General features: G+C 69.1%; 21 protein-coding genes. 9 read left to right on the forward strand and 12 right to left on the reverse strand.

Features of this window, described 5'->3' with window-relative positions:
* Window positions 1-27: 27 nt before the first annotated feature.
* Complete coding sequence (locus tag ACFU8Q_RS14570) at window positions 28-756, reverse strand: type 1 glutamine amidotransferase (RefSeq protein ID WP_384452719.1); 729 nt, start codon at window positions 754-756, stop codon at window positions 28-30.
* Window positions 757-790: 34 nt separating this feature from the next.
* A complete protein-coding gene (locus ACFU8Q_RS14575; protein ID WP_351084807.1) occupies window positions 791-2,029 on the reverse strand; it encodes a MurT ligase domain-containing protein in 1,239 nt (412 codons plus the stop codon).
* Between the two features lie 114 nt (window positions 2,030-2,143).
* On the opposite strand from ACFU8Q_RS14575, the gene def reads away from it, so the two are divergent.
* The gene (def, locus tag ACFU8Q_RS14580) at window positions 2,144-2,689 is read left to right on the forward strand and encodes a peptide deformylase (RefSeq protein WP_384452722.1); all 546 of its coding nucleotides are present in this window, start codon (window positions 2,144-2,146) and stop codon (window positions 2,687-2,689) included.
* Between the two features lie 11 nt (window positions 2,690-2,700).
* On the opposite strand, the gene ACFU8Q_RS14585 is transcribed toward def, so the two are convergent.
* Complete coding sequence (locus ACFU8Q_RS14585; RefSeq protein ID WP_383068636.1) at window positions 2,701-3,351, reverse strand: TetR family transcriptional regulator; 651 nt, start codon at window positions 3,349-3,351, stop codon at window positions 2,701-2,703.
* Between the two features lie 174 nt (window positions 3,352-3,525).
* Here ACFU8Q_RS14585 and ACFU8Q_RS14590 point away from each other — a divergent pair, with 174 nt between their 5' ends.
* Window positions 3,526-4,752: an acyl-CoA dehydrogenase family protein gene (locus ACFU8Q_RS14590; protein WP_384452726.1), complete on the forward strand. Its 1,227-nt coding sequence runs from the start codon at window positions 3,526-3,528 to the stop codon at window positions 4,750-4,752.
* Window positions 4,753-4,816: 64 nt separating this feature from the next.
* Here ACFU8Q_RS14590 and ACFU8Q_RS14595 read toward each other — a convergent pair whose 3' ends face one another.
* The 3 genes from ACFU8Q_RS14595 to ACFU8Q_RS14605 all read right to left on the reverse strand — a co-directional run bounded on the left by ACFU8Q_RS14595 (window position 4,817) and on the right by ACFU8Q_RS14605 (window position 6,604).
* A complete protein-coding gene (locus ACFU8Q_RS14595) occupies window positions 4,817-5,305 on the reverse strand; it encodes a glutathione peroxidase (protein WP_384452729.1) in 489 nt (162 codons plus the stop codon).
* 119 nt (window positions 5,306-5,424) lie between these two features.
* On the reverse strand, window positions 5,425-5,991 hold the full coding sequence (locus ACFU8Q_RS14600) for a GNAT family N-acetyltransferase (RefSeq protein ID WP_384452732.1): 567 nt from the start codon (window positions 5,989-5,991) through the stop codon (window positions 5,425-5,427).
* A gap of 31 nt (window positions 5,992-6,022) precedes the next feature.
* Entirely contained in the window at window positions 6,023-6,604 is a 582-nt protein-coding gene (locus tag ACFU8Q_RS14605; RefSeq protein ID WP_384452735.1) for a helix-turn-helix domain-containing protein, read from the reverse strand.
* 157 nt (window positions 6,605-6,761) lie between these two features.
* On the opposite strand from ACFU8Q_RS14605, the gene ACFU8Q_RS14610 reads away from it, so the two are divergent.
* From ACFU8Q_RS14610 to ACFU8Q_RS14625, 4 genes are all read left to right on the forward strand, one after another.
* Window positions 6,762-7,202 (forward strand): hypothetical protein, encoded by a 441-nt coding sequence (locus ACFU8Q_RS14610; protein WP_384452737.1) that lies wholly within the window; start codon window positions 6,762-6,764, stop codon window positions 7,200-7,202.
* Between the two features lie 258 nt (window positions 7,203-7,460).
* Window positions 7,461-7,907 carry a DUF6325 family protein gene (locus ACFU8Q_RS14615; RefSeq protein WP_384452740.1) on the forward strand — a complete coding sequence of 149 codons (447 nt, stop codon included), beginning with the start codon at window positions 7,461-7,463 and terminating at the stop codon, window positions 7,905-7,907.
* Window positions 7,908-7,992: 85 nt separating this feature from the next.
* Entirely contained in the window at window positions 7,993-8,265 is a 273-nt protein-coding gene (locus tag ACFU8Q_RS14620; protein WP_384452743.1) for an SHOCT domain-containing protein, read from the forward strand.
* A 39-nt stretch (window positions 8,266-8,304) separates the two neighbouring features.
* Entirely contained in the window at window positions 8,305-8,547 is a 243-nt protein-coding gene (locus tag ACFU8Q_RS14625) for a DUF6011 domain-containing protein (RefSeq protein WP_384452746.1), read from the forward strand.
* Window positions 8,548-8,559: 12 nt separating this feature from the next.
* Here the strand turns inward: ACFU8Q_RS14625 and ACFU8Q_RS14630 are convergent, their stop codons facing one another.
* Complete coding sequence (locus ACFU8Q_RS14630; protein WP_384452748.1) at window positions 8,560-9,432, reverse strand: acyl-CoA thioesterase; 873 nt, start codon at window positions 9,430-9,432, stop codon at window positions 8,560-8,562.
* 46 nt (window positions 9,433-9,478) lie between these two features.
* Entirely contained in the window at window positions 9,479-11,992 is a 2,514-nt protein-coding gene (locus ACFU8Q_RS14635; protein WP_384452751.1) for a DEAD/DEAH box helicase, read from the reverse strand.
* Between the two features lie 138 nt (window positions 11,993-12,130).
* On the opposite strand from ACFU8Q_RS14635, the gene ACFU8Q_RS14640 reads away from it, so the two are divergent.
* Window positions 12,131-12,922 carry a metal-dependent hydrolase gene (locus ACFU8Q_RS14640; protein ID WP_384452754.1) on the forward strand — a complete coding sequence of 264 codons (792 nt, stop codon included), beginning with the start codon at window positions 12,131-12,133 and terminating at the stop codon, window positions 12,920-12,922.
* 580 nt (window positions 12,923-13,502) lie between these two features.
* Here ACFU8Q_RS14640 and ACFU8Q_RS14645 read toward each other — a convergent pair.
* A complete protein-coding gene (locus tag ACFU8Q_RS14645; RefSeq protein WP_384452757.1) occupies window positions 13,503-14,558 on the reverse strand; it encodes an antibiotic biosynthesis monooxygenase in 1,056 nt (351 codons plus the stop codon).
* Between ACFU8Q_RS14645 and ACFU8Q_RS14650 the strand changes: the two genes are divergently transcribed.
* Window positions 14,550-15,116, forward strand: a complete 567-nt coding sequence (locus ACFU8Q_RS14650; protein ID WP_384452760.1) for a nucleoside deaminase — start codon at window positions 14,550-14,552, stop codon at window positions 15,114-15,116. The two genes, ACFU8Q_RS14645 and ACFU8Q_RS14650, sit on opposite strands and share 9 nt — an antisense overlap.
* Window positions 15,117-15,387: 271 nt before the next feature.
* On the opposite strand, the gene ACFU8Q_RS14655 is transcribed toward ACFU8Q_RS14650, so the two are convergent.
* The gene (locus ACFU8Q_RS14655; protein WP_384452763.1) at window positions 15,388-16,305 is read right to left on the reverse strand and encodes an SMP-30/gluconolactonase/LRE family protein; all 918 of its coding nucleotides are present in this window, start codon (window positions 16,303-16,305) and stop codon (window positions 15,388-15,390) included.
* Window positions 16,306-16,428: 123 nt separating this feature from the next.
* Between ACFU8Q_RS14655 and ACFU8Q_RS14660 the strand changes: the two genes are divergently transcribed.
* Window positions 16,429-16,869 (forward strand): Lrp/AsnC family transcriptional regulator, encoded by a 441-nt coding sequence (locus ACFU8Q_RS14660; protein WP_384452766.1) that lies wholly within the window; start codon window positions 16,429-16,431, stop codon window positions 16,867-16,869.
* Window positions 16,870-17,292: 423 nt separating this feature from the next.
* Here ACFU8Q_RS14660 and ACFU8Q_RS14665 read toward each other — a convergent pair whose 3' ends face one another.
* A complete protein-coding gene (locus ACFU8Q_RS14665) occupies window positions 17,293-19,074 on the reverse strand; it encodes an ABC transporter ATP-binding protein (protein ID WP_384452769.1) in 1,782 nt (593 codons plus the stop codon).
* Window positions 19,071-21,002, reverse strand: a complete 1,932-nt coding sequence (locus tag ACFU8Q_RS14670; protein WP_384452772.1) for an ABC transporter transmembrane domain-containing protein — start codon at window positions 21,000-21,002, stop codon at window positions 19,071-19,073. The genes ACFU8Q_RS14665 and ACFU8Q_RS14670 overlap by 4 nt, the downstream gene beginning before the upstream one ends.
* Window positions 21,003-21,152: the final 150 nt, after the last annotated feature.

Genomic DNA, 21,152 nt, shown 5'->3' on the forward strand with positions numbered 1-21,152 from the left:
CCGCTCAGCTGAGCCGGATGTGCCTCATCAGGCGGGCTGGGTCGCCGAGGCGATGCGCTCGGCGCGCAGCGCCTCGTACCAGCGGTCGTCCGTCGGCGGCAGGGCGTTGACATCGAGGGCCAGCTTCAGGAGCAGATCCGCGATCAGCGGGTTGCGCGCCATGACGGGGCCGTGCATGTACGTACCGAAGACGGTGTCGTTGTACGCGCCCTCAGTGCCGTCGCCGGTGCCGTTGCCCCGGCCGAACTGCACCCGGGCGAACGGCCGTGCCGTCGGGCCGAGATGGGTGACGCCCTGATGGTTCTCGAAACCGGTCAGCGGCGGCAGGCCGAGGTGCGGGTCGATGTCGGCCAGTACGTCTCCGACGCACCGGGCCCCCTCGCCGCGGGTGGAGACCACGTCGAGCAGCCCGAGACCGGCCTCGCGCTCACCGAGGTCGTTGATGAACTCATGGCCGAGGATCTGGTACCCGGCGCAGACCGAGAAGATGATCGCGCCGTTGGACGCGGCCCGGCTGAGCCCGCCGTCGCGGCGCAGCCGCTCCGCGGCGAGCCGCTGCGGCCGGTCCTCACCGCCGCCGATCAGATAGATGTCGCCGGACGTCGGGACCGGCTGGTCGCTGCGGACGTCGACGCGCTGCACCTCGAGACCGCGCTGCCGGGCCCGGCGCTCCACCACGAGCGCGTTGCCCTGGTCGCCGTAGGTGCTGAGGAGGTCGGGGTAGACCCAGACCAGACGCAGACCGTTGTTGCTCATGCTTCGTCCTCTCCGGAGGTGGCCGGGGCCGGGGTCAGTTGCCGACACGACGGCGCAGGTCCTGGAAGGCGGTGTAGTTGGCGATGACCTCGATGCGGCCGGGCGGGGCCTGCTGCACGGCCTCGTCGAGGTTCTCGCAGACCCGGAAGTCGAGACCGGCCACTTCGAGACGGACCGCGAGGTCCAGCTTGCGGTCGCCGAGCACGAAGATCGGGTGACCGGCGAGCTGGGTGTAGTCGACGTCCCACAGCCAGGAGGTGTCCGTGCCGTCCGCGCCCCGGGCGTTGACGGAGAGGATCACCGGGGTGGGCGGCGGGTCGATCAGGGAGAACGTCTCCAGCCAGCCCGCGGGGTTCTTCGCCAGCAGCAACCGCAGCTCACGGCCGAGGAAGCCGACCACGTCGTAGCGGCCCGCGACGGCCTGCACCTGGTACATGCGCTCCAGCGCGACCTGCGGCGGCACACCGAAGACGGCGGCCACGGCGGCGGAGCTGGTGGCGTTGGCCTTGTTGGCGCGGCCGGGCAGCTGGAGGTGGATCGGCCACGCCGAACCGTGCGGGTCCAGGACGTAGTCGCCGTGCAGCACCCAGCTCGGCGCGGGGCGGCGGAAACCGCACTCGCCGCAGAACCAGTCGTCGCCGGGGCGCTGCATCACGCCGCCGCAGGACGGGCAGGACCAGGCGTCGTCCTTCCACGCCTGGCCGGCCGCGACCCACACCACATTGGGGGAGGAGGACGCCGCCCAGACGATCAGCGGGTCGTCGGCGTTCGCGACGATCACGGCCTTCGAACCGGACAGCCCCTCACGCCACTTCTCCGCGAGCATCCGGGTCTCCGCGGCCCGGTCCAGCTGGTCGCGGGAGAGGTTGAGGAGTGCGATCACCTTGGGCGTCGTATCGCGCGCGACCCCGGCGAGGTACTTCTCGTCGACCTCTATGACGCCGTACTTCGCGTCCGAGCCGCCCGCCAGTGCCGAGGTGATGCCCGCCGGCATGTTCGCGCCGAGAGCGTTGGACACGACCGGGCCCGCGGCCCGCAGCGCCTCGGCGATCAGCCGGGTCGTCGTCGTCTTGCCGTTCGTCGCTGACACGAGGATCACGTCCAGGTGCTGCGCCAGCCGCCCCAGCAGGTCGGGGTCGAGCTTGAGTGCCACCCGGCCGCCGATCACCGATCCGCTGCCGCGCCCCGCAGCGCGCGACACCGCCGCCGCGGCCTTACCCGCCGTCACGGCCAGCTTGGCCCGCGGCGACAGCGGCTCCGTGTTGCCTGCCATCGTCCTAGATCCTCCTTGCATCGGTCCACGCCCAGCCTATCGATGTCCGGCGCGGCGACCGCACCGCGGCACCGCCGGGAAGGCGGAGGTCACGTGGAACGTACGATTGCCGCCATGCGAAACCGCCCGATCCCCGGTAGTTCCGGACTGATTCGTGCCATGAGTCTGCTCGGTGATCCGGTACTGCACGGCGCCTGCGAACCCGTCACGGACTTCGGCCCCTCGCTCGCCCGCCTCGTCGAGGACATGTACGCCACCATGTACGCGGCCCAGGGCGTCGGGCTCGCGGCCAATCAGGTCGGCGTTCCGCTGCGGGTGTTCGTCTACGACTGTCCGGACGACGAGGATGTCCGGCACCTCGGACATCTCGTCAACCCGAAGCTGGTCGAAGCGGACGGCATCACCGTACGCGGCCCGGAGGGCTGCCTCTCGCTCCCCGGCATCGAGGCAGGCACCCCGCGCTTCGACCGGGCCGTCGTCGAGGGCGTGACCGTCGAGGGCGAGCCGGTACGGGTCACCGGGACCGGCTTCTTCGCCCGTTGTCTGCAGCACGAGTGCGACCATCTCGAAGGTACGGTCTACACGGACCGGCTGACCGGGCTGCGCCGGTCGAGGGCGTTGCGCGCGGCCCGCCGGGCGCCCTGGGCGCGGGGCGGCTGACCGCCCGCGCCTCAGAATCCCGGGCCGCCGGGCCGGTCGCCCGCGTCGGCCAGCCTGCCCCACAGCAGATCCGCCAGGCTGCGCACCAACTGCTCGCGGGAGCAAGGGCGTTCGCCGAGCCACCAGTCGCCAGCGGCATGCATCATGCCGACGATGCCGTGGCCCCAGATGCGGGCCATGGCATCGCTGTCGGGGCCCAGGTCCACCCGCTCGGCGATGACCAGGGCGAGTTCCTCGCCGAGCCTGCGCAGCAGTGGCGCGGAGTGCCGGCCGACATCGAAACCCTGCTCCGTCGAGGGCGCGGAGTCGTCGGACGGGTGCATCAGGAACCGGTAGACCTGCGGGCGGGCCTCGATCGCCGCGAGATAGGTGTCGAGCGTCGACTCCACGCGCCGACGGCGCTCTGCCGGTGCGTCCAGCGCCGCCCGCAGAGCGATCAGCAGGGCGTCGGTGTGGCGTTTGGCGAGGGCGCGGTAGAGGCCGCCCTTGTCGCCGAAGTGCCGGTAGAGGATGGGCTTGGTGATTCCGGCCTCGGCCGCGATGGCGTTCATCGAGGCACCCGGCCCGTCCCTGAGCACCACGCGGTCGGCGGCTTCGAGCAGCTCGCGGCGGCGGCTCTCCGCCGCTGTCCGCTGCCGCTCGGCCTGTCGTGTGGTCTCCATGTCGCGTCTCCCCGCCCTGGCCATGCACATTGCGTCCTGCCTGCGCAACGTAACACTCTGCCCCGCGGCGTGTGGATGGGCACCTGGGCGGTTGACAGAGGCTACTTGTCGGTAACAGACTGCGGTTACCGCAAGTAACGAGTGAATTTTCCAGGGCAGTACGTGGAGGGGAACATGGCGGAGTTCACGCTCGAACTCAACGATGACCAGAAGCAGGTCCGTGACTGGCTTCACGGTTTTGCCGCAGACGTGATCCGTCCGGCGGCTTCCGAGTGGGACGAGCGTGAGGAAACGCCCTGGCCCGTCATCCAGGAGGCGGCCAAGGTCGGCATCTACTCCCTGGACTTCTACGCCCAGCAGTTCTTCGACCCGACGGGCCTCGGCATCCCGATGGCGATGGAGGAGCTCTTCTGGGGGGACGCGGGCATAGCCCTCTCGATCGTCGGTACGGGCCTGGCGGCCGTGGGCGTCCTCGCCAACGGCACCGAGGAGCAGATCGGCACCTGGATCCCGCAGATGTACGGCGACGCCGACGACGTCAAGGTCGCGGCCTTCTGCTCCTCCGAGCCGGACGCGGGTTCCGACGTCGCCTCGATGCGCACCCGCGCGGTGTACGACCAGGCCAAGGACGAGTGGGTGCTGAACGGCACCAAGACCTGGGCGACCAACGGCGGCATCGCGGGCGTCCATGTCGTCGTCGCCGTGGTCGACCCGGAGCTCGGCTCCAAGGGGCACGCCTCGTTCATCGTGCCGCCGAACACCCCCGGCCTCTCCCAGGGCCAGAAGTTCAAGAAGCACGGCATCCGTGCCTCGCACACCGCCGAGGTCGTGCTGGAGGATGTCCGCGTCCCCGGCCACTGCCTGCTCGGCGGCAAGGAGAAGCTCGATCAGCGCCTTGCCCGGTCCCGCGAGCGCGCCGCGTCCGGTGGGGAGCGGGTGAAGAACGCGGCGATGGCCACCTTCGAGGCCTCCCGCCCCGCGGTCGGCGCCATGGCGATCGGCACCGCCCGTGCCGCGTACGAGGTCGCGCTGGAGTACGCGAAGACCCGCACCCAGTTCGGCCGGCCGATCATCGACAACCAGGGCGTCGCCTTCCAGCTCGCCGACATGCGTACGCAGATCGACGCGGCCCGGCTGCTGGTCTGGCGCGCCTCCTGGATGGCGACCACCGGCAAGCCGTTCACCTCGGCCGAGGGCTCCATGTCCAAGCTGTACGCGAGCGAGACGGCGAAGAAGGTCACCGCGCAGGCCGTCCAGATCCTCGGCGGCAACGGCTTCACCCGTGAGTACCCGGTGGAGCGGATGCACCGGGACGCGGCGATCTACACGATCTTCGAGGGTACGAGCGAGATCCAGCGCCTGGTGATCGCCCGCACCCTCTCGGGCATGCCGATCCGCTGACCCCGGCCGTGGCGGGGCGCATGGCATGTGCGGCCCGCCACCGCGGCCGAAGGCGGCGTTGGGGTCAGGACGGGAGCTGGGCCTCGATGGCCGTGATGAGCTCCGGGGCCTCCGGCTCCGTGCGCGGGCGCAGGCGCGCGACCGGCTCGCCCGCCGGGGAGATGAGGAACTTCTCGAAGTTCCACTGCACGTCACCGGCCTCGCCGTCCGCGTCCGCGAGAGCGGTCAGCTCGGCGTAGAGCGGGTGGCGGCCCTCGCCGTTCACGTCGGTCTTCTCCAGCAGCGGGAAGCTGACACCGTACGTCGTCGAGCAGAAGGTCTGGATCTCCTCCGCGCTCCCCGGCTCCTGACCGGCGAACTGATTGCACGGCACACCGAGCACCGTGAAGCCGCGGTCCCCGTACGCGTTCTGGAGCCGCTCCAGGCCCGCGTACTGCGGGGTGAGCCCGCACTTGGACGCGACGTTCACCAACAGGACCGCCCGGCCCCGGTAGTCGGCCAGGGATGCGGGCTCGCCGGTGAGCGTGCGCAGGGGGATGTCGTACAGCGTCATGAGGCTCTCCTTGTGAGGGTGGCTTCCACCGCCATTGTCGTGCCCACTGGTCGATCATCACGAACTCGAACGGCCGAGCGTCCGAACGCGGGGATCAACGGATACGCCGACGGCGTGGACTACGAGGATGTGGACGGGGTCGCCGCCCGATCCGACGGCCCTCGCGCGGCGCCGATCGTCTTGTAGTGGAGCGTCGTCGGTTTCAGCGTCCCGGCCGGGTCGGCGGCGTAGTCGGGAATCGAGCCGCACTCCGTCCAGCCCGCCGAACGGTAGAGCCGTTCGGCGGGACTGCCGCTCTCGGTGTCCAGTACCAGCAGCGTGAACCCCTCCTCGGCGGCCGAACGCTCGGCGGCGAACAGCAGCGACCGCCCGAGCCCCTGGCCGCGGGCCGACGGACGGACCATCAGCTTGGCGATCTCCGCGCGGTGGCGGGCGTTCGGCAGCGGAGCCCGGACCAGGCCGATGGTCCCGGCCACCCGTTCCGCGTCCCGGGCGATCCAGACCCGTAGGTCTCCGGCGTCGACGGCGCCGGCCCTCTTCCGCCACCAGTCGGCAGCCGCCGCGCGGTCCAGCGGCGCGAGGAAACCCACGGACGATCCGCCGTCCACGGTCTCCACCAGAAGCGCGGCCAACTCATCGGCATAGGTGACCAGTTCGGGTCCGGAGACCGTAACGATCTCGGTCATGAGACAGGTCCTTTCACGGCTTTCACGGCTTTCACGGAAGGATGATCACGAGTGCGTAGCGGACCTGCTCCGGCCCCGGACAGTGGAAGCGCGAGGGGCCGCGCAGCAGGAAGCGCAGACAGTCGCCGCTGCGCACGGTGTGCACGGTGCCGTCGACGGTGATCTCGACCGTCCCCTCCAGCACCCAGACATGCTGCTCCACGCCGGACACCGGCGCGCTCTCGTACGCGATGGCGGCCCCCGCGTCGAGGGTGCCCTCGATGACCTCCGCGCGCAGGCCGGTGTGGGGCGGCGAGACCGAGCGGCGTACGAAGCCCGACGCCTCGTCCCGCCACACCGATTGCCGTGCGGCGGGCACCAGTTGCGGTGCTTCTGCCTCGACCTCCATCAGCAGCTGCGACATCGTCCGCCCGTAGACCGTGCACAACGTGCCGAGCAGGGCGGCTGTCGGGCTCAACTCGCCCCGCTCCAGCCGGGACAGTGTGGAGCGGCTCACTCCGCTGCGCCGGGACAGTTCGTCCAGCGACCAGCCGCGTCCGGTACGCAGTTCGCCCAGCCGCGCGGCGAGCCGGGCATCGACGGAGCCTGGCTCCGCCCGTTCAGAATCTCTCACATCAGGGATGGTATCCCTGATGTGAGAAAACCTGGGAAGCCACGGCCGGGACGTCGTTCTTCTGCTGGCCGGGAGTTGTCGTGCCACGCTGGTTCGGCGAAGTCCCGGCGAGTCCACTGGGGTCCGCCGGGTTGCTCTGCTACCCGAGGAGGCCGACATGGCCAGTGCCAGCAACGGGCCGAGCGTGGCGCGTGACACCACCCCGGCTTCGCGTCATCCCTTCCGGTACGGGTGGACCACCTTTGCCGCGATTCTGATGATCTTCGGGGGCGCGATGGCGATCTTCGAGGGGGTCGCGGCCGTCACCAGGGCAAACGTGTTCGTCGCAACCAACAACTACGTGTTCCGGTTCAGCCTCGTGGGCTGGGGCTGGATCCACCTCATCCTGGGCATCGTCATCGTCCTCGCGGGCTGTGCGCTGCTGATCAGCGGAGCCACGTGGGCACGCGTCGTGGGCATCGTGCTCGCGGGCCTGGGCGCACTCGCCAACTTCCTGTGGCTGCCCTTCTACCCGTTCTGGTCCATCGTGCTCATCGCCATCAACGTCGTCATCCTCTGGGCGCTCTGCGCGGGTCCGCAGCAGGAGGAGTGGACCTGACGCCCGCCGCCGGGGAAGGCGCCAGGAGGGTTCCGGCGGTGGTCAGGCCGACAGCTGCCGGGACGGGGGAGTCAGCGGGACGGCGATGTGACCAGCAGTGGCCGCCGGGACACGCAGCCGGCTCGCCACAATGGCGCAACAGGGACCGGGCCTCCCGGGTCCGTGGCCGAGATGCGTTCCGGTCGCACCGCTGCTGCAATGACGGAGGACGTGGCCTCCGGCGGAACCGGGGCAGTCGAGATGTCTGAAGGAGCTGACGTGAGCGGCGAGAGCGACGAGACCGGACCGATCGACTACCTGGTGGTCGAGTTTCCGGCAGGAAGCCGGATGACGGGAGAAGGACTGCCCCTGCTGGTCGACCTGGTCGACCGGGGCATCATCCGGATCCTGGATCTGACCTTCGTCAGGAAGAACCGGGACGGCACCATCGACGGCGTGGAACTCTCCGAACTGACCGGGGACGGCGGTGCCGACCTCACCGTGTTCGAGGGGGTGTCCTCGGGCCTGATCGGCCAGGACGACATCGACGAGGCGAGCGCGATCCTCGAACCCGGCAGCGCTGCCGGAATCCTCATCTACGAGAACGTGTGGGCCGCACCGTTCGCGGCAGCCCTGCGCCGCTCCGGCGGACGCCTCGTCGCCAACGGGCGGATCCCGATCCACGAGGTCCTGGCCTCGCTCGACGTGGCCGAGTCCAGAGTCTGAAGACGCGGGCGAGTCCCGGGTTCGAACCCGTTCGCGGTCCCGCCGGACCGCCCGTTCCCGCAGAGTCAGTCAAAGGAGATGCACCATGCCAGGCCTTCTTCGTGGCGTCGCCCGTACGGCGGTGATCGCCGGCACCGCCACCTCGGTCTCCAACCGGGTCTCCCGGCGGCAGGCAGGCCGCTGGGCACAGCAGGACGCCACCCGGGCCCAGCCGGCTCCCGCTCCCACCGCCATGGCGCCGGAGGAGGAGATGAGCAACAAGATCGCCCAGCTCAAGGAGCTCGGGGACCTCAAGAGCCAAGGAGTGCTGAGCGACAGCGAGTTCGAGGCGCAGAAGGCCCGGATCCTCGCCCCCTGACCGGTCGGGAAACGCGCGGCACCCTGAGAAGATCGATGCGTGGACTCCGCCGAACCCCTGCCCGAATCCGGACTTCCCGAGCCCCTGCCCGAGGACGGTCCGGCGGGCCCGTCCGCCCGGCGCCGGGTGGTGCGCTGCCGTTTGTGCGGTCGGCCACTCACCGGTACGGAGTCCCGCCGCAACCGGCTCGGCCCCTCCTGCGACGCCAAACTGCACCCGCCGCCCCCGGACATCCGCACCCGCCGCCACGAGGTCGAACAGGACCCGCTCCCCGGCGTCTGAGCCGGGGCACGGCTACGCCCCCAGGCTGCGGAACAGTCCCTCCTGCACCACGGACACCAACAGGTTTCCCCCGCGGTCGTAGATCCGGCCGCGCGCCAGTCCCCGTCCGCCGGTGGCGATCGGTGACTCCTGGTCGTAGAGGAACCATTCGTCCGCCCGGAACGGCCGGTGGAACCACATCGCGTGGTCCAGCGACGCCATGTCGAAACCGCGCGGGCCCCACAGTGGCTCCACCGGGATACGGACCGCGTCGAGCAGCGTCATGTCGCTGGCGTACGTCAGCGCGCAGGTGTGCACCAGCGGGTCGTCGCCCAGCGGGCCGACCGCGCGCATCCAGACCGCGCTGCGGGGGTCCGCGCCCCTGACCTCCTCCCGCGTCCAGCGCAACCGGTCTGCATACCTGATGTCGAACGGCTGCCGCCGGGCCATCCGCTCCAGCGCCTCCGGAAGCACCCCCAGGTGCTCGCGCACCTCCTCGGCGACGGTCGGCAGCTCCTCGGGATCGGGGACCTCACGGGCGGGCGGCAGCTGGTGCTCGAAGCCCGCCTCCTCCGGCCGGTGGAACGACGCCGTCAGATTGAAGATCGTCCGGCCCTGCTGGACGGCCGTGACCCGGCGGGTGGTGAACGACCGGCCGTCGCGGATGCGCTCGACGTCGTAGACGATCGGCACACCCGGACGCCCCGGGCGCAGGAAGTAGGCGTGCAGCGAATGGACCGGCCGGTCCCCGTCGGTGGTACGGCCGGCCGCTACCAGGGCCTGTCCGGCGACCTGCCCGCCGAAGACCCGCTGCAGGGACTCCTGGGGGCTGCGCCCACGGAAGATGTTGACCTCGATCCGCTCCAGATCGAGCAGATCGACCAGGCGCTCGGCAGGGTTCGTCATGCGGTTCGTCTCCACTCTCGCAGGGGTGCCGTGTGCATGAGCGCGGTCACAGCTGGCCGACCGAGGTGACCCTGACGACCGCCCGGCCCTCTTCGTCGGAGGCCGCGAGGTCGATCTCCGCGCTGATGCCCCAGTCGTGGTCGCCGTTCGGGTCGGCGAAGGTCTGCCGCACCCGCCACAGACCGTGCGTGGCGTCCTCGTCGATCTTCAGGAGCTTCGGCCCGCGGGCGTCCGGACCGGTGCCCAGATCGTCGTACTCGTCCCAGTAGGCGTCCATGGCGTCGCCCCACGCGTCCTCGTCCCAGCCCGCGTCGCCGTCCAGCTCACCGAGCTCGTGGACCTTGTCCAGCGCCGCCAGCTCCACCCGCCGGAACAACGCGTTGCGGACCAGCACCCGAAAGGCCCGGGCGTTGGCCGTGACCGGCTTCACCTCGTCGGCCCGCTCCTGCGCCTCCTCGGCGGTCTCCACCTCCGGGTTGGCGAGCTGCTCCCACTCGTCGAGGAGACTGGAGTCCACCTGGCGGACCATCTCGCCGAGCCAGGCGATCAGGTCCTGAAGGTCCTCGGACTTGATGTCGTCCGGGATGGTGTGCTCAAGAGCCTTGTACGCGCTCGCCAGATAGCGCAGCACGATGCCCTCGGTACGGGCCAGCTCGTAGTTCGAGGTGAACTCAGTGAACGTCATGGCGCGTTCGTACATGTCGCGGATCACGGACTTCGGCGACACCGGGTGGTCGCCCACCCACGGGTGGCTCCTGCGGTACACGTCGTACGCGTGCCACAACAGCTCGCTCAGCGGCTTCGGATACGTGACGTCCTGGAGCAGCTCCATCCGCTCCTCGTACTCGATACCGTCCGCCTTCATCTGCCCGACCGCTTCGCCACGCGCCTTGTTCTGCTGGGCGGCCAGGATCTGCCGCGGGTCGTCGAGCGTCGACTCGACGACGGAGACCATGTCCAGCGCGTACGAAGGCGACTCGCCGTCCAGCAGGTCGAACGCGGCCAACGCGAAGGTGGACAGCGGCTGGTTGAGCGCGAAGTCCTGCTGGAGATCGACGGTGAGCCGGACGATACGGCCCTCCGCGTCCGGCTTGTCGAGCTGCTCCACGACACCGCCGTCCAGCAGCGAGCGGTAGATGGCGATGGCCCGGCGGATGTGCCGCAGCTGTGCCCTGCGCGGCTCGTGGCTGTCCTCCAGCAGATGCCGCATCGCCTCGAAGGCGTTGCCCGGACGCGCGATCACGGACAGCAACATCGTGTGCGTGACCCGGAAGCGGGAGGTCAGCGGCTCCGGATCGGACTGGATCAGCTTGTCGAAGGTGGTCTCCGACCAGGCGACAAAGCCCTCGGGGGCCTTCTTGCGGACCACCTTGCGCTTCTTCTTCGGGTCGTCGCCCGCCTTCTTGACGGCCTTCTCGTTCTCGATGACGTGCTCGGGCGCCTGCGCGACGACGAACCCCGCCGTGTCGAAGCCGGCCCGGCCCGCGCGGCCGGCGATCTGGTGGAACTCACGGGCGCGCAACGTACGGACGCGGGTGCCGTCGTACTTGGTGAGCGCCGTGAACAGTACGGTGCGGATCGGTACGTTGACGCCGACGCCGAGGGTGTCCGTACCGCAGATCACCTTCAGCAGACCCGCCTGGGCGAGCTTCTCCACCAGCCGCCGGTACTTCGGGAGCATGCCCGCGTGATGCACGCCGATGCCATGGCGCACATAGCGGGAGAGGTTCTGGCCGAACTTCGTGGTGAAGCGGAAGTTGCCGATCAGATCGGCGATCTTCTCCTTCTCCTCCTTGGTGCACATGTTGATGCTCATCAGCGACTGCGCCCGCTCGACGGCCGCGGCCTGGGTGAAGTGCACGATGTACACCGGCGACTGCCTGGTCTCCAGGAGCTCCGTGAGGGTCTCGGTGATCGGGGTCAGCCGGTACTCGTAACTGAGCGGAACCGGCCGGGTCGCGGAGCGCACCACGGACGTGGGGCGGCCGGTGCGGCGGGTCAGGTCCTCCTCGAACATCCTGACGTCACCGAGCGTGGCCGACATCAGGACGAACTGGGCCTGCGGCAGCTCCAGGAGCGGGATCTGCCAGGCCCAGCCGCGGTCCGGCTCGGCGTAGAAGTGGAACTCGTCCATCACGACCTGGCCGATGTCGGCGTACTTCCCGTCACGCAGCGCGATGGACGCCAGGACCTCGGCCGTGCAGCAGATCACCGGGGCGTCCGCGTTCACGGAGGCGTCGCCGGTGAGCATGCCGACGTTCTCCGTGCCGAACAGCTTGCACAGGTCGAAGAACTTCTCCGAGACCAGTGCCTTGATCGGCGCGGTGTAGAAGGTGACCTTGTCCTGGGCCAGCGCCGTGAAGTGCGCAGCTGCCGCGACCAGGCTCTTTCCGGAGCCGGTCGGGGTGGAAAGGATCACATTCGCGCCCGAGACCACCTCGATCAGCGCCTCCTCCTGGGCCGGATAGAGGGTGATGCCCCGCGTCTCGGTCCATGACGAGAAAGCCTCGAAGAGGGCGTCGGGGTCGTCGGTCGGGGGCAGCTGATCGATAAGGGTCACGCCCCCATCTTGCCTGCCTTCCGCCCGGATGAGGGAACCGGACGACCGTATGAAGATCACGGGCGATACGCTGCCCACTCAACTCGGCCGTGCCTGGGCGGCAGTGGCAGCAGGACGACTTTGGGGGCGGGAAGAACCATGATGGGACCGGCACACTCTCTGTCAGGGGCAGCGGCCTGGCTGGGGGTGGGCGCGGCGGCGGCGGCCGCCGGCCACGCGATGCCGTGGCCCGTCCTGGTCGTCGGCGCGCTGATCACCGCCGGAGCCGCGCTCGCCCCGGACCTCGACCACAAGTCCGCGACCATCTCGCGGGCCTTCGGTCCGGTCTCCCGGGGGCTCTGCGAGATCGTCGACAAGCTCTCGCACGCCGTCTACAAGGCGACCAAGATGCGCGGCGACTCGCACCGCAACGGCGGCCACCGGACCCTGACGCACACCTGGCTCTGGGCCGTCCTGATCGGTGCCGGGGCCTCCGCCGCGGCGATCACCGGCGGCCGGTGGGCGGTCCTGGCGATCCTCTTCGTCCACCTGGTGCTCGCCGTCGAAGGACTGCTGTGGCGGGCCGCCCGGATGTCCAGCGACGTCCTGGTGTGGCTGCTCGGCGCGACGAGCGCCTGGATACTGGCCGACGTCCTGGACAAGCCGGGCAATGGCTCGGACTGGCTGTTCAGCGCCCCCGGACAGGAGTACCTGTGGCTGGGGCTGCCGATCGTGCTCGGCGCGCTCGTCCACGACATCGGCGACGCGCTGACCGTCTCCGGCTGCCCGATCCTGTGGCCCATTCCCCTGGGCCGCAAGCGCTGGTACCCGATCGGGCCGCCGAAGGGCATGCGGTTCCGGGCCGGCAGCTGGGTGGAGCTGAAGGTACTGATGCCGGTGTTCATGGTGCTCGGGGGACTGGGCGGGGCGGCTGCGCTGAACTTCATATGACCGTCGGTTCCGATGGCCGGTACCGACGAGCCGGGACCGACGGCCGGGATGGGGAACGGGCGATCAGGCAGAGTCGCGCTGCACCGGACGGTGAGCCGGAACGATATCTCCGGCCGGCCCCCGAACCGTTCCCGTCGAGCCGGCCGCGCAGCATCGGCTACACCCAGCGCCGGCTGTGCCGGTCCGCCCGTACCGCAATGCGGAGTCCGCGGGAACGGGCCGGCCCGAGAGCTTCGGAGACTTCGTGTCCTGAGGCGGCCCGGACGATCACTCGCTCGGGCTTGAGTTCGTTCCGCACCATGCTTGCCAGGACCACGCCGAAGTCGGCGTCGCCTCGCCGGACGACGGTCCTCTCGACGGATCGCATTCGTCCGCGCATCACGCACTACCGGACGTGCACAAGCGACGGCCGCGGATGAACCTGGAGATCTGAGCGGAGTACCGCACACACGCAAGAGGAGAAAATCCCAGTCCACAAGCCGCCCCCGAAAGCCCGCGGTCCGGAGATTGCTCCCTTGGGAGCCAGCATCGACACGAGGCGGTCGGCATCATTCATGCTCTGCGTTCCGCGTTGGGCTTCCTAACTCGTGGTCAGGCCGAAGACCGTGATGAGCACTGCGCAGCACGCCGCAACGAGCACGGCGCCTGCCACGTGGACACCGACGGATCGGGCTCGGCTCGGCAGCAGCCAGAAGGCGAAAACTCGATTGACCAGCGGCATCAGCAACCAGGTCAGCACGCTGACACTCAGTACGTTGCTGATGAACAGAGCGAGATACCCGGCCATTCCCAGACGACTGAGCCAGCCGCCGACCGTCAGGTTCAGGATCGTCACCGTGGGATACAGGGCCAGTACCACGGACATGGCCTGCTTCCAGTTGGGCGGAACCCCTTCCTCCGTTCCCTGGCCGAAGCGGAACCAGCCGCTGAACGCCGACCCGATCTTGCGTACGTCGTAGGAACCGAAGTAGTCGCGCCCTTCCGACAGAAGCTTGTCGCGGGCCTCGGAGTTGAGCCATTCCTCGAGATGTGCGCGAGTGTCGAAGCGGAAGGCGACCACCCAACGGTCCTGAATTCCCTTCACCGGCTTGAACAGCTCCGACCCCATGAAACCAGGGTGTCGCCCCTGTTCCTTGAAGACCTTGTCCTGCCAGCGCAGGAAGTCCCCCTCGCGCCCCGGCCGCACCTCGTGTGAGATGACCGCCGTGACGACGTCCTCGGCCGGTGTACCGCCGGAAAGCACCTCTTGTGTGGGGGGTCCATCGAAGAGTGGGCGGCCCTCCTCCAGGAGTTGTCGACGCGCATTCGACTCCAGCCACGCAGTCAGCTGATCGAGACCGGAGAAGCGGAATACCACGACCCACTCGTTGTCCTCGTCGGAGGCCGGCGGGTACAACTCCGTTCCCTGGAAACCGTCGAAGCCCCGCACAACCTCATTGGTCTTCTCCTGCCAGCGCTTGTAGTCGTCGTTCCGTCCCACCCGGACTTTCTGGGAAATCACGACCGTCGCGCTGCCGCTGGATCCGCGGCTTGCACGGGTACTCATGCCGAGTAGTCTAGTTCGAAAGGGACTTATAGGACAAATGGTATAGAGATTTACCGCCTTGGCGAGCGGGAGGATCCTGAGATGGGACACAGGGAGTTCATGGCCGAAGCGGTCCGGCTGGCAACCGAGTCTGTCGAAAAGGGCTGGGGCGGGCCGTTCGGTGCGGTGATCACCCATGACGGCGAGATCATCGCTCGCGGGCAGAACCGTGTACTTCTCACGGCTGACCCGACCGCGCACGGTGAAGTGGAAGCCATCCGCAAGGCTGTTCAGGTGCTCAATCCGGAGGCGCCCACCATCTCGGAGGGGTACCAGGACGCGTACACCCTGAAGCTGGTGCCTCGCCCCGAGGGTTCCCCCGATATCGTTCCAGAACGCGCTCGTATGCTGCAGGGGTGCACGATCTACACCAGTGGCGCTCCGTGTCCGATGTGCATGAGTGCCATCTACTGGTCCCGGATCGGCACCGTCTACTACAGCTGCGACTGGAAGGCGACTCAGGAGATCGGCTTCGACGACGTCTTTCAGTACGACGACTTCGAGAAACCCCCGGACCGTCGGAGCATCACTCTCGAACAGCTCCTTCCCGAGCTGGGGGCCACTTCCTACGAGGCATGGGCGAACAAGCCCGACAAGCACCCGTACTGAAACGGCTGGGACCGAGAACCCGATCACTGCGCCGAGGTCGCGCCCATTGCGGGGCCACCAAGAAGGTAATGGGGGGCAGTGCCAAGCCGCTGCCTCGACGCCGGACTCGAAGTCGAGGCCGGCAGGGCGAAGGTGTCCCTCTCGCGCACATTGCCGCATCTCTCTCCGCTGCCGGGTCCCGATTTCGACAACGGACACCTTGTGGCCCGTCCTGCCCCCCTACGCGCTGCTCCTTACAGTGCTCCCTTCGGGAAGGGGCGGGGGTGAGGGTTCAAGCCGTCCGTGGTGCCGCCGTGACCCCCATGACCAGCGAATAGAGCGTGTCGTTCGCCGTGATGAAGAGACGGTTCCGCTTTGGGCCACCGAAGCGGATATTGGAGACCGTGTTGGGCACCAGGATGCGGCCGAGCAGGGTCCCGTCCAGGGCGTAGCAGTGCACTCCGTCGTCCATGGCCGCGACCCAGAGGTGGCCCCGGTCGTCGAAGCGGATGTTGTCGAAGCGGCCCTCCTTGGTCCCTTCGGCGAAAACCTTGCCCTCGGAGAGGGTGCCGTCCGCGCGTACCTCGAAGACACGGATCCGGTTGGCCCGGGTGTCGGAAACGTACAGCTCGCTCTCGTCGGCTGAGAAGACAAGGCCGTTGGGGGCGCCGAAGCCGTCGGCCGCGAGCTGCACCTCGCCGGTGTTCGGGGCGATTCGGTAGACGTTGTTGGCGCCGATCTCGCTCTCGGCGCGGTGGCCCTCGTAGTCGCTGGTGATCCCGAAGTCCGGATCCGAGAACCAGATCGAGCCATCGGACTTCACAGCCGCGTCGTTCGGGCTGTTGAGCCGCCTGCCCCGATAGCGGTCGGCGAGCACGGTGACCGAGCCGTCGTGTTCGGTGCGGGTGACACGGCGGTTGCCCTGCTCACACGTGATCAGACGGCCCTCCCGGTCCAAGGTGTTGCCGTTGGAGTGCCCCGCGGGCGAGCGGAAGACGCTGACCGCCCCGGTCGTCTCGTCCCAGCGCAACATCCGGTCGTTCGGGATGTCACTCCAGATCAGCTGGCGCCAGGCCGGTATGTACAGCGGCCCCTCCGCCCAGCGGGAGCCCACGTGGAGCGTCTCCAGTTGCTCATCACCCGCGGTGCACTTCTCCGTACGGAACCTTTCGTCGAGCACTTCGTACAGCGCGGGGCGGCCGGTGGCCATGTTCGTTCTCCTTCAGTCGTCCTGCGTTTCAAGTGTTGAACAGCATCTTGCTGAAGGTGAGTATCGCAGGATGTCATATGGTGGGTGAAGTCATTGGGTGTAGCTGGTTTGGAGTAGGGCGTCATGGATGATGTGGACCGGAAGTTGCTGAACCTGCTGCAGGAGGACGCCACGCAGGCGTACGCCGTCCTGGGCAAGGCCGTCGGGCTCTCCGCGGGCGCGGCCCATGAGCGGGCGCGCAAGCTGCGCGAGTCGGGGGTGATCCGCCGCACGACGATCGAGGTGGACCCCGCCGCCGTCGGCGGTGGGGTGTTGGCCTTTGTCATGGTCGACTCGTCGGCCTGGATGGGCGACTCCGGCAAGCGCTTCGCCGCGATCCCCGAGCTGCAGGAGGCCCACATCATCGCGGGCAGCGCATCGGTTCTGGTCAAGGTCAGGACCGGGACGACCGAGCAACTCCAGGACGTACTGAGGAGGTTGTACGAGATCGAAGGCGTCAGCGGCACTCAGGCGACGGTGGCCCTGGAGACGTTCTTCGAGAGGCCGGTGTCGACGGGAGTCTGAAGCACCTCCGTGAAGGTTTATGACGCCCTGTTCGGCAACGATGCCTGCCTCGGGTGCCGAGATCACGTGAGATGTCCGCAGCTGTACGGCCCTTGACGTGGTACTCGGTTCTCAGCCACTTCCGGGCGACGGACCGTTCGAGCGCACCCGCAGCCCGGCGTGGTCCAAGAGGGACGCGGGCCTGTTCCAAGGAGTAGCGGGATGGCTCCGGGGCTGCGTCCGGCGAGCTCCCGATGTCCTTCTGCGGCAGTCCCGCTTCGAGGTGGGGTGATCGCGCGGAATGGAAACGGGCCGCCCCGGAGTGCGGTGAAGCCAGGCGAACAGTTCCTCGCAGTCGGGGATTTCAAGGTCAGTCGCGATGACAGCGACGTTGTGCGCGTCGCCCACTTCTTGATCGGCGCCGAGGCGGTGGCCGCTCGCTCCTCAGCCGTGCCAGGAGCGCCACAGCGCCGCATAGGCGCCGTCCGCCGCCACCAGCTCGTCGTGGCTGCCCAGTTCACTGACCCGGCCGCTCTCGACAACCGCGATCACATCCGCGTCGTGCGCGGTGTGCAGCCGGTGGGCGATCGCCACGACCGTACGGCCGTCCAGCACCCGGGCCAGCGACCGCTCCAGATGCCGGGCGGCCCGCGGGTCCAGCAAGGACGTCGCCTCGTCCAGCACCAACGTGTGCGGATCGGCCAGGACCAGCCGGGCCAGGGCGATCTGCTGGGCCTGAGCAGGTGTCAGCGCCAAACCGCCGGAGCCGACCTCGGAGTCCAGCCCCTCCTCCAGCGCCCGCGCCCAGCCGTCCGCGTCGACCGCCGCGAGCGACGCCCACAGCTCGGCGTCCCCGGCACCGGCACGCGCCAGCAGGAGATTGTCCCGCAACGAACCCACGAACACGTGGTGCTCCTGATTGACCAGCGCCACATGCGTACGTACCTGCTCCGCCTTCATCCGTGACAACTCCGCACCACCGAGCGTCACTTCACCCGCGCGCGGCGCGTAGATCCCGGCAAGCAGCCGGCCCAACGTGGACTTTCCGGCCCCGGACGGGCCGACCAGCGCCAGGCGCGTACCCGGCGCGATGTCCAACGACACCCGGTGCAGGACATCCAGCCCGGCGCGGTAGCCGAAGCGCACCTCCTCGGCGCGTACGTCCCGGCCGTCCGGGACCACCTCCGCGTCGCCCGCGTCCGGTTCGATGTCCCGGACGCCCACCAGCCGTGCCAGCGACACCTGTGCGACCTGCAACTCGTCGTACCAGCGCAGGATCAGGCCGATCGGATCGACCATCATCTGTGCCAGCAGCGCCCCCGTCGTCAGCTGTCCCACGGTCAGCCAGTCCTCGATGACGAACCAGCCGCCGAGCATCAGCACCGCGCCGAGAATCGTCACATAGGTGGCGTTGATGACGGGGAAGAGCACGGAACGCAGGAAGAGTGTGTACCGTTCCCACGCGGTCCATTGCCGGATGCGCGTGTCCGACAACGCCACCCGGCGCGCACCCAGCCGGTGCGCCTCCACGGTCCGCCCGGCATCCACGGTCTCCGCGAGCATCGCCGCGACCGCGGCGTATCCGGCGGCCTCCGAACGGTACGCGGACGGAGCCCGTTTGAAGTACCAGCGGCAGCCGATGACCAGGACGGGCAGGGCGATCAGCACCGAGAGCGCCAGCGGCGGAGCGGTCGCGGTGAGCGCGGCCAGCAACAGCCCCGCCCACACCACACCGATCGCCAGCTGCGGCACGGCCTCGCGCATCGCGTTGGCCAGCCGGTCGATGTCCGTGGTGATCCTGGAGAGCAGATCACCCGTCCCGGCCCGCTCCAGCACGCCCGGCGGCAGCCCGACCGACCGTACGAGGAAGTCCTCGCGGAGATCGGCCAGCATCTCCTCGCCGAGCATCGCGCTGCGCAGACGCATCGACCGGGTGAAGACCGTCTGCACGATCAGCGCGAGCGCGAACACCCCTGCGGTGCGCTCCAGATGGAGGTCGGTGACGCCGTCGGCGAGATCCTCGACCAGCCCGCCCAGCAGATACGGGCCGGTGAGCGAGGCGATCACCGCGATGGCGTTGAACGTGACGAGCACGGCGAACGGCTTGCGGTGACGCCGCAGCAGCTCTCGTACATAGCTCCGTACGGTGGTGGGGGTGCCGACCGGCAGGGTCGTCGCCGACTCCGGTGCGGCCGGGTCGTACGCCGGTTCTGCGACGCCGATCATGCCCGTTCCTCGATTTCCTCGATCGTCCTGAGTGTGCCCTGAGCGGCCGTGACAGCGGTCTCGTCGTCCGTCTCGCGCGCCACGACCGCCCGGTAACGCAGGTCCGTACGCAGCAGTTCACGGTGTGCGCCGACCGCGACGACCGTGCCGTCGTGTACCAGCACCACCCGGTCCGCCAGGTCGAGCAGCAGCGGCGACGAGGCGAACGCCACGGTCGTACGGCCCTGACGCAGACCCTTGATTCCGGCGGCGACCCTGGCCTCCGTGTGCGAGTCGACGGCGGAGGTCGGCTCGTCGAGTACCAGCACCTCCGGGTCGGTCACCAAGGAGCGGGCCAGGGCGAGCCGCTGGCGTTGACCGCCCGAGAGCGAACGCCCGCGTTCGGTGATCCGCGTTGCCATGGGGTCGCCGTCCGTGGCGACGGACGCCTGCGCCAACGAGTCCAGCACATCACCGCACTGGGCGGCGGACAGCGCATCCTCGGCGGACACCCGCCTTGAGGCCGGAACATCGAGCAACTCGCGCAGCGTGCCGGAGAGCAGGACCGGGTCCTTGTCCTGGACCAGTACCGCGGTCCGGGCGGAGTCCAGCGGGAGTTCGTCCAGCGGTACGCCACCGAGCAGGACGGACGGGGTCTTCCGCTCCGTCGTGACGCCGTCCGTGGAGGCGCGCCCGCTGTTCTCCGGCCCGTTGTGGTCCGCCTCGCGCGTCGAGTCCTTCGACGCGTTCCTGTCCTCGTTCTCGTCCCCGTTCTGGTTCCCGGTCGCGTCCTTGTCCTCGTGTGCGTGGCCGCCGAGCCGTTCGGCCAGCCTTCCCGCCTCGTCCGGGTCGCCGCAGACCACCGCGGTGAACAGGCCCGCCGGGGCCATCAGCCCGGTGACCGGGTCGTACAGATCGCCGGTCGGTGCGGCGTCGACGGTCGAGGGCCGGTCCGTGCGGTGCAGTGACAGCACCCGGACCGCGCGCTTGGCGGAGGGCCGTGAGAAGGAGTACGCCATCGCGATCTCCTCGAAGTGGCGCAGCGGGAACAGCAACAGCGTCGCCGCGCTGTACACCGTGACCAGCTGACCGACCTCGATCCGGCCGTCGCGGGCCAGTGTCGCCCCGTACACGACCAGCGAGATGAGCAGCACACCCGGCAGGAGCACCTGGATGGCCGAGATCAGTGACCACATCCGCGCACTGCGCACCGCGGCCTTGCGGACCTCCTGCGAGGCGCGCCGGTAGCGGCCGAGGAACAGCTCCTCGCCGCCGATCCCGCGCAGCACCCGCAGCCCGGCGACGGTGTCCGAGGCCAGCTCGGTGGCCTTGCCCGCCTTCTCGCGCTGGAGGTCGGCGCGCCGGGTGGCCCGGGGGAGCAGCGGCAGCACGGCCAGGGCCAGCAACGGCATGGCGAGTGTCACCAGGATGCCCAGCGAGGGCAGATAGAGGATGAGCCCCGCGCAGATCAGTACGAGGGCGGCAGCGGCCGCGGCGAAGCGGGAAAGTGCCTCGACGAACCAGCCGATCTTTTCCACGTCACCGGTGGAGACCGCGACGACCTCGCCCGCGGCGACCCGGCGGGTCAGCGCCGAGCCGAGCTCCGCGGTCTTACGGGCCAGCAGTTGCTGCACGCGCGCGGCGGCGGTGATCCAGTTGGTGATGGCGGTCCGGTGAAGCATGGTGTCGCCCAGCGCGATCAGCACACCCAGGACCGCGATCAGGCCGCCCGCCCACGCGAGGCGGCTGCCGGAACGGTCGACGACGGCCTGCACGGCGAAGCCGACGGCCGGTGGCAATCCGGCCAGGGAACACTGGTGCAACAGCCCCCAGGAAAGGGACTTGAGCTGACCGCGGAGCTGATTGCGGCCGAGCCAGAGCAGGAAGCGTGGGCCCGACCGGACATCGGGATCGCCAGGATCCGGGTACGGAAGATCGCGAATCTGCATGACGTCCCATGGGTCGGTGTGTGCCGGTTTGTTCGGTGAACGACTCAAACCGTGCAAGGTTCACCCCGGAAGGTCCGTCGGAGCAATCGATTTTCTCCATGGGCACCTTTCACGCCATGGTGTCGCGAGCGAGCGAGCAAGCGGGAGGGG

Source organism: Streptomyces sp. NPDC057543, assembly GCF_042801895.1.
Classification (GTDB): Bacteria; Actinomycetota; Actinomycetes; order Streptomycetales; family Streptomycetaceae; genus Streptomyces.

What these genes read in the sequence shown, in the direction of transcription:
- ACFU8Q_RS14670 (WP_384452772.1), bottom strand. Translation starts at nt 21,002, where the DNA reads ATGCAGATTCGCGATCTTCCGTACCCGGATCCTGGCGATCCCGATGTC.
- ACFU8Q_RS14650 (WP_384452760.1), top strand. Translation starts at nt 14,550, where the DNA reads ATGGGACACAGGGAGTTCATGGCCGAAGCGGTCCGGCTGGCAACCGAG.
- ACFU8Q_RS14595 (WP_384452729.1), bottom strand. Translation starts at nt 5,305, where the DNA reads ATGACGCTGTACGACATCCCCCTGCGCACGCTCACCGGCGAGCCCGCA.
- ACFU8Q_RS14590 (WP_384452726.1), top strand. Translation starts at nt 3,526, where the DNA reads ATGGCGGAGTTCACGCTCGAACTCAACGATGACCAGAAGCAGGTCCGT.
- ACFU8Q_RS14630 (WP_384452748.1), bottom strand. Translation starts at nt 9,432, where the DNA reads ATGACGAACCCTGCCGAGCGCCTGGTCGATCTGCTCGATCTGGAGCGG.
- ACFU8Q_RS14610 (WP_384452737.1), top strand. Translation starts at nt 6,762, where the DNA reads ATGGCCAGTGCCAGCAACGGGCCGAGCGTGGCGCGTGACACCACCCCG.
- ACFU8Q_RS14660 (WP_384452766.1), top strand. Translation starts at nt 16,429, where the DNA reads ATGGATGATGTGGACCGGAAGTTGCTGAACCTGCTGCAGGAGGACGCC.
- ACFU8Q_RS14665 (WP_384452769.1), bottom strand. Translation starts at nt 19,074, where the DNA reads ATGATCGGCGTCGCAGAACCGGCGTACGACCCGGCCGCACCGGAGTCG.
- ACFU8Q_RS14575 (WP_351084807.1), bottom strand. Translation starts at nt 2,029, where the DNA reads ATGGCAGGCAACACGGAGCCGCTGTCGCCGCGGGCCAAGCTGGCCGTG.
- ACFU8Q_RS14620 (WP_384452743.1), top strand. Translation starts at nt 7,993, where the DNA reads ATGCCAGGCCTTCTTCGTGGCGTCGCCCGTACGGCGGTGATCGCCGGC.
- ACFU8Q_RS14655 (WP_384452763.1), bottom strand. Translation starts at nt 16,305, where the DNA reads ATGGCCACCGGCCGCCCCGCGCTGTACGAAGTGCTCGACGAAAGGTTC.
- ACFU8Q_RS14570 (WP_384452719.1), bottom strand. Translation starts at nt 756, where the DNA reads ATGAGCAACAACGGTCTGCGTCTGGTCTGGGTCTACCCCGACCTCCTC.
- ACFU8Q_RS14640 (WP_384452754.1), top strand. Translation starts at nt 12,131, where the DNA reads ATGATGGGACCGGCACACTCTCTGTCAGGGGCAGCGGCCTGGCTGGGG.
- ACFU8Q_RS14600 (WP_384452732.1), bottom strand. Translation starts at nt 5,991, where the DNA reads ATGACCGAGATCGTTACGGTCTCCGGACCCGAACTGGTCACCTATGCC.
- ACFU8Q_RS14585 (WP_383068636.1), bottom strand. Translation starts at nt 3,351, where the DNA reads ATGGAGACCACACGACAGGCCGAGCGGCAGCGGACAGCGGCGGAGAGC.
- def (WP_384452722.1), top strand. Translation starts at nt 2,144, where the DNA reads ATGCGAAACCGCCCGATCCCCGGTAGTTCCGGACTGATTCGTGCCATG.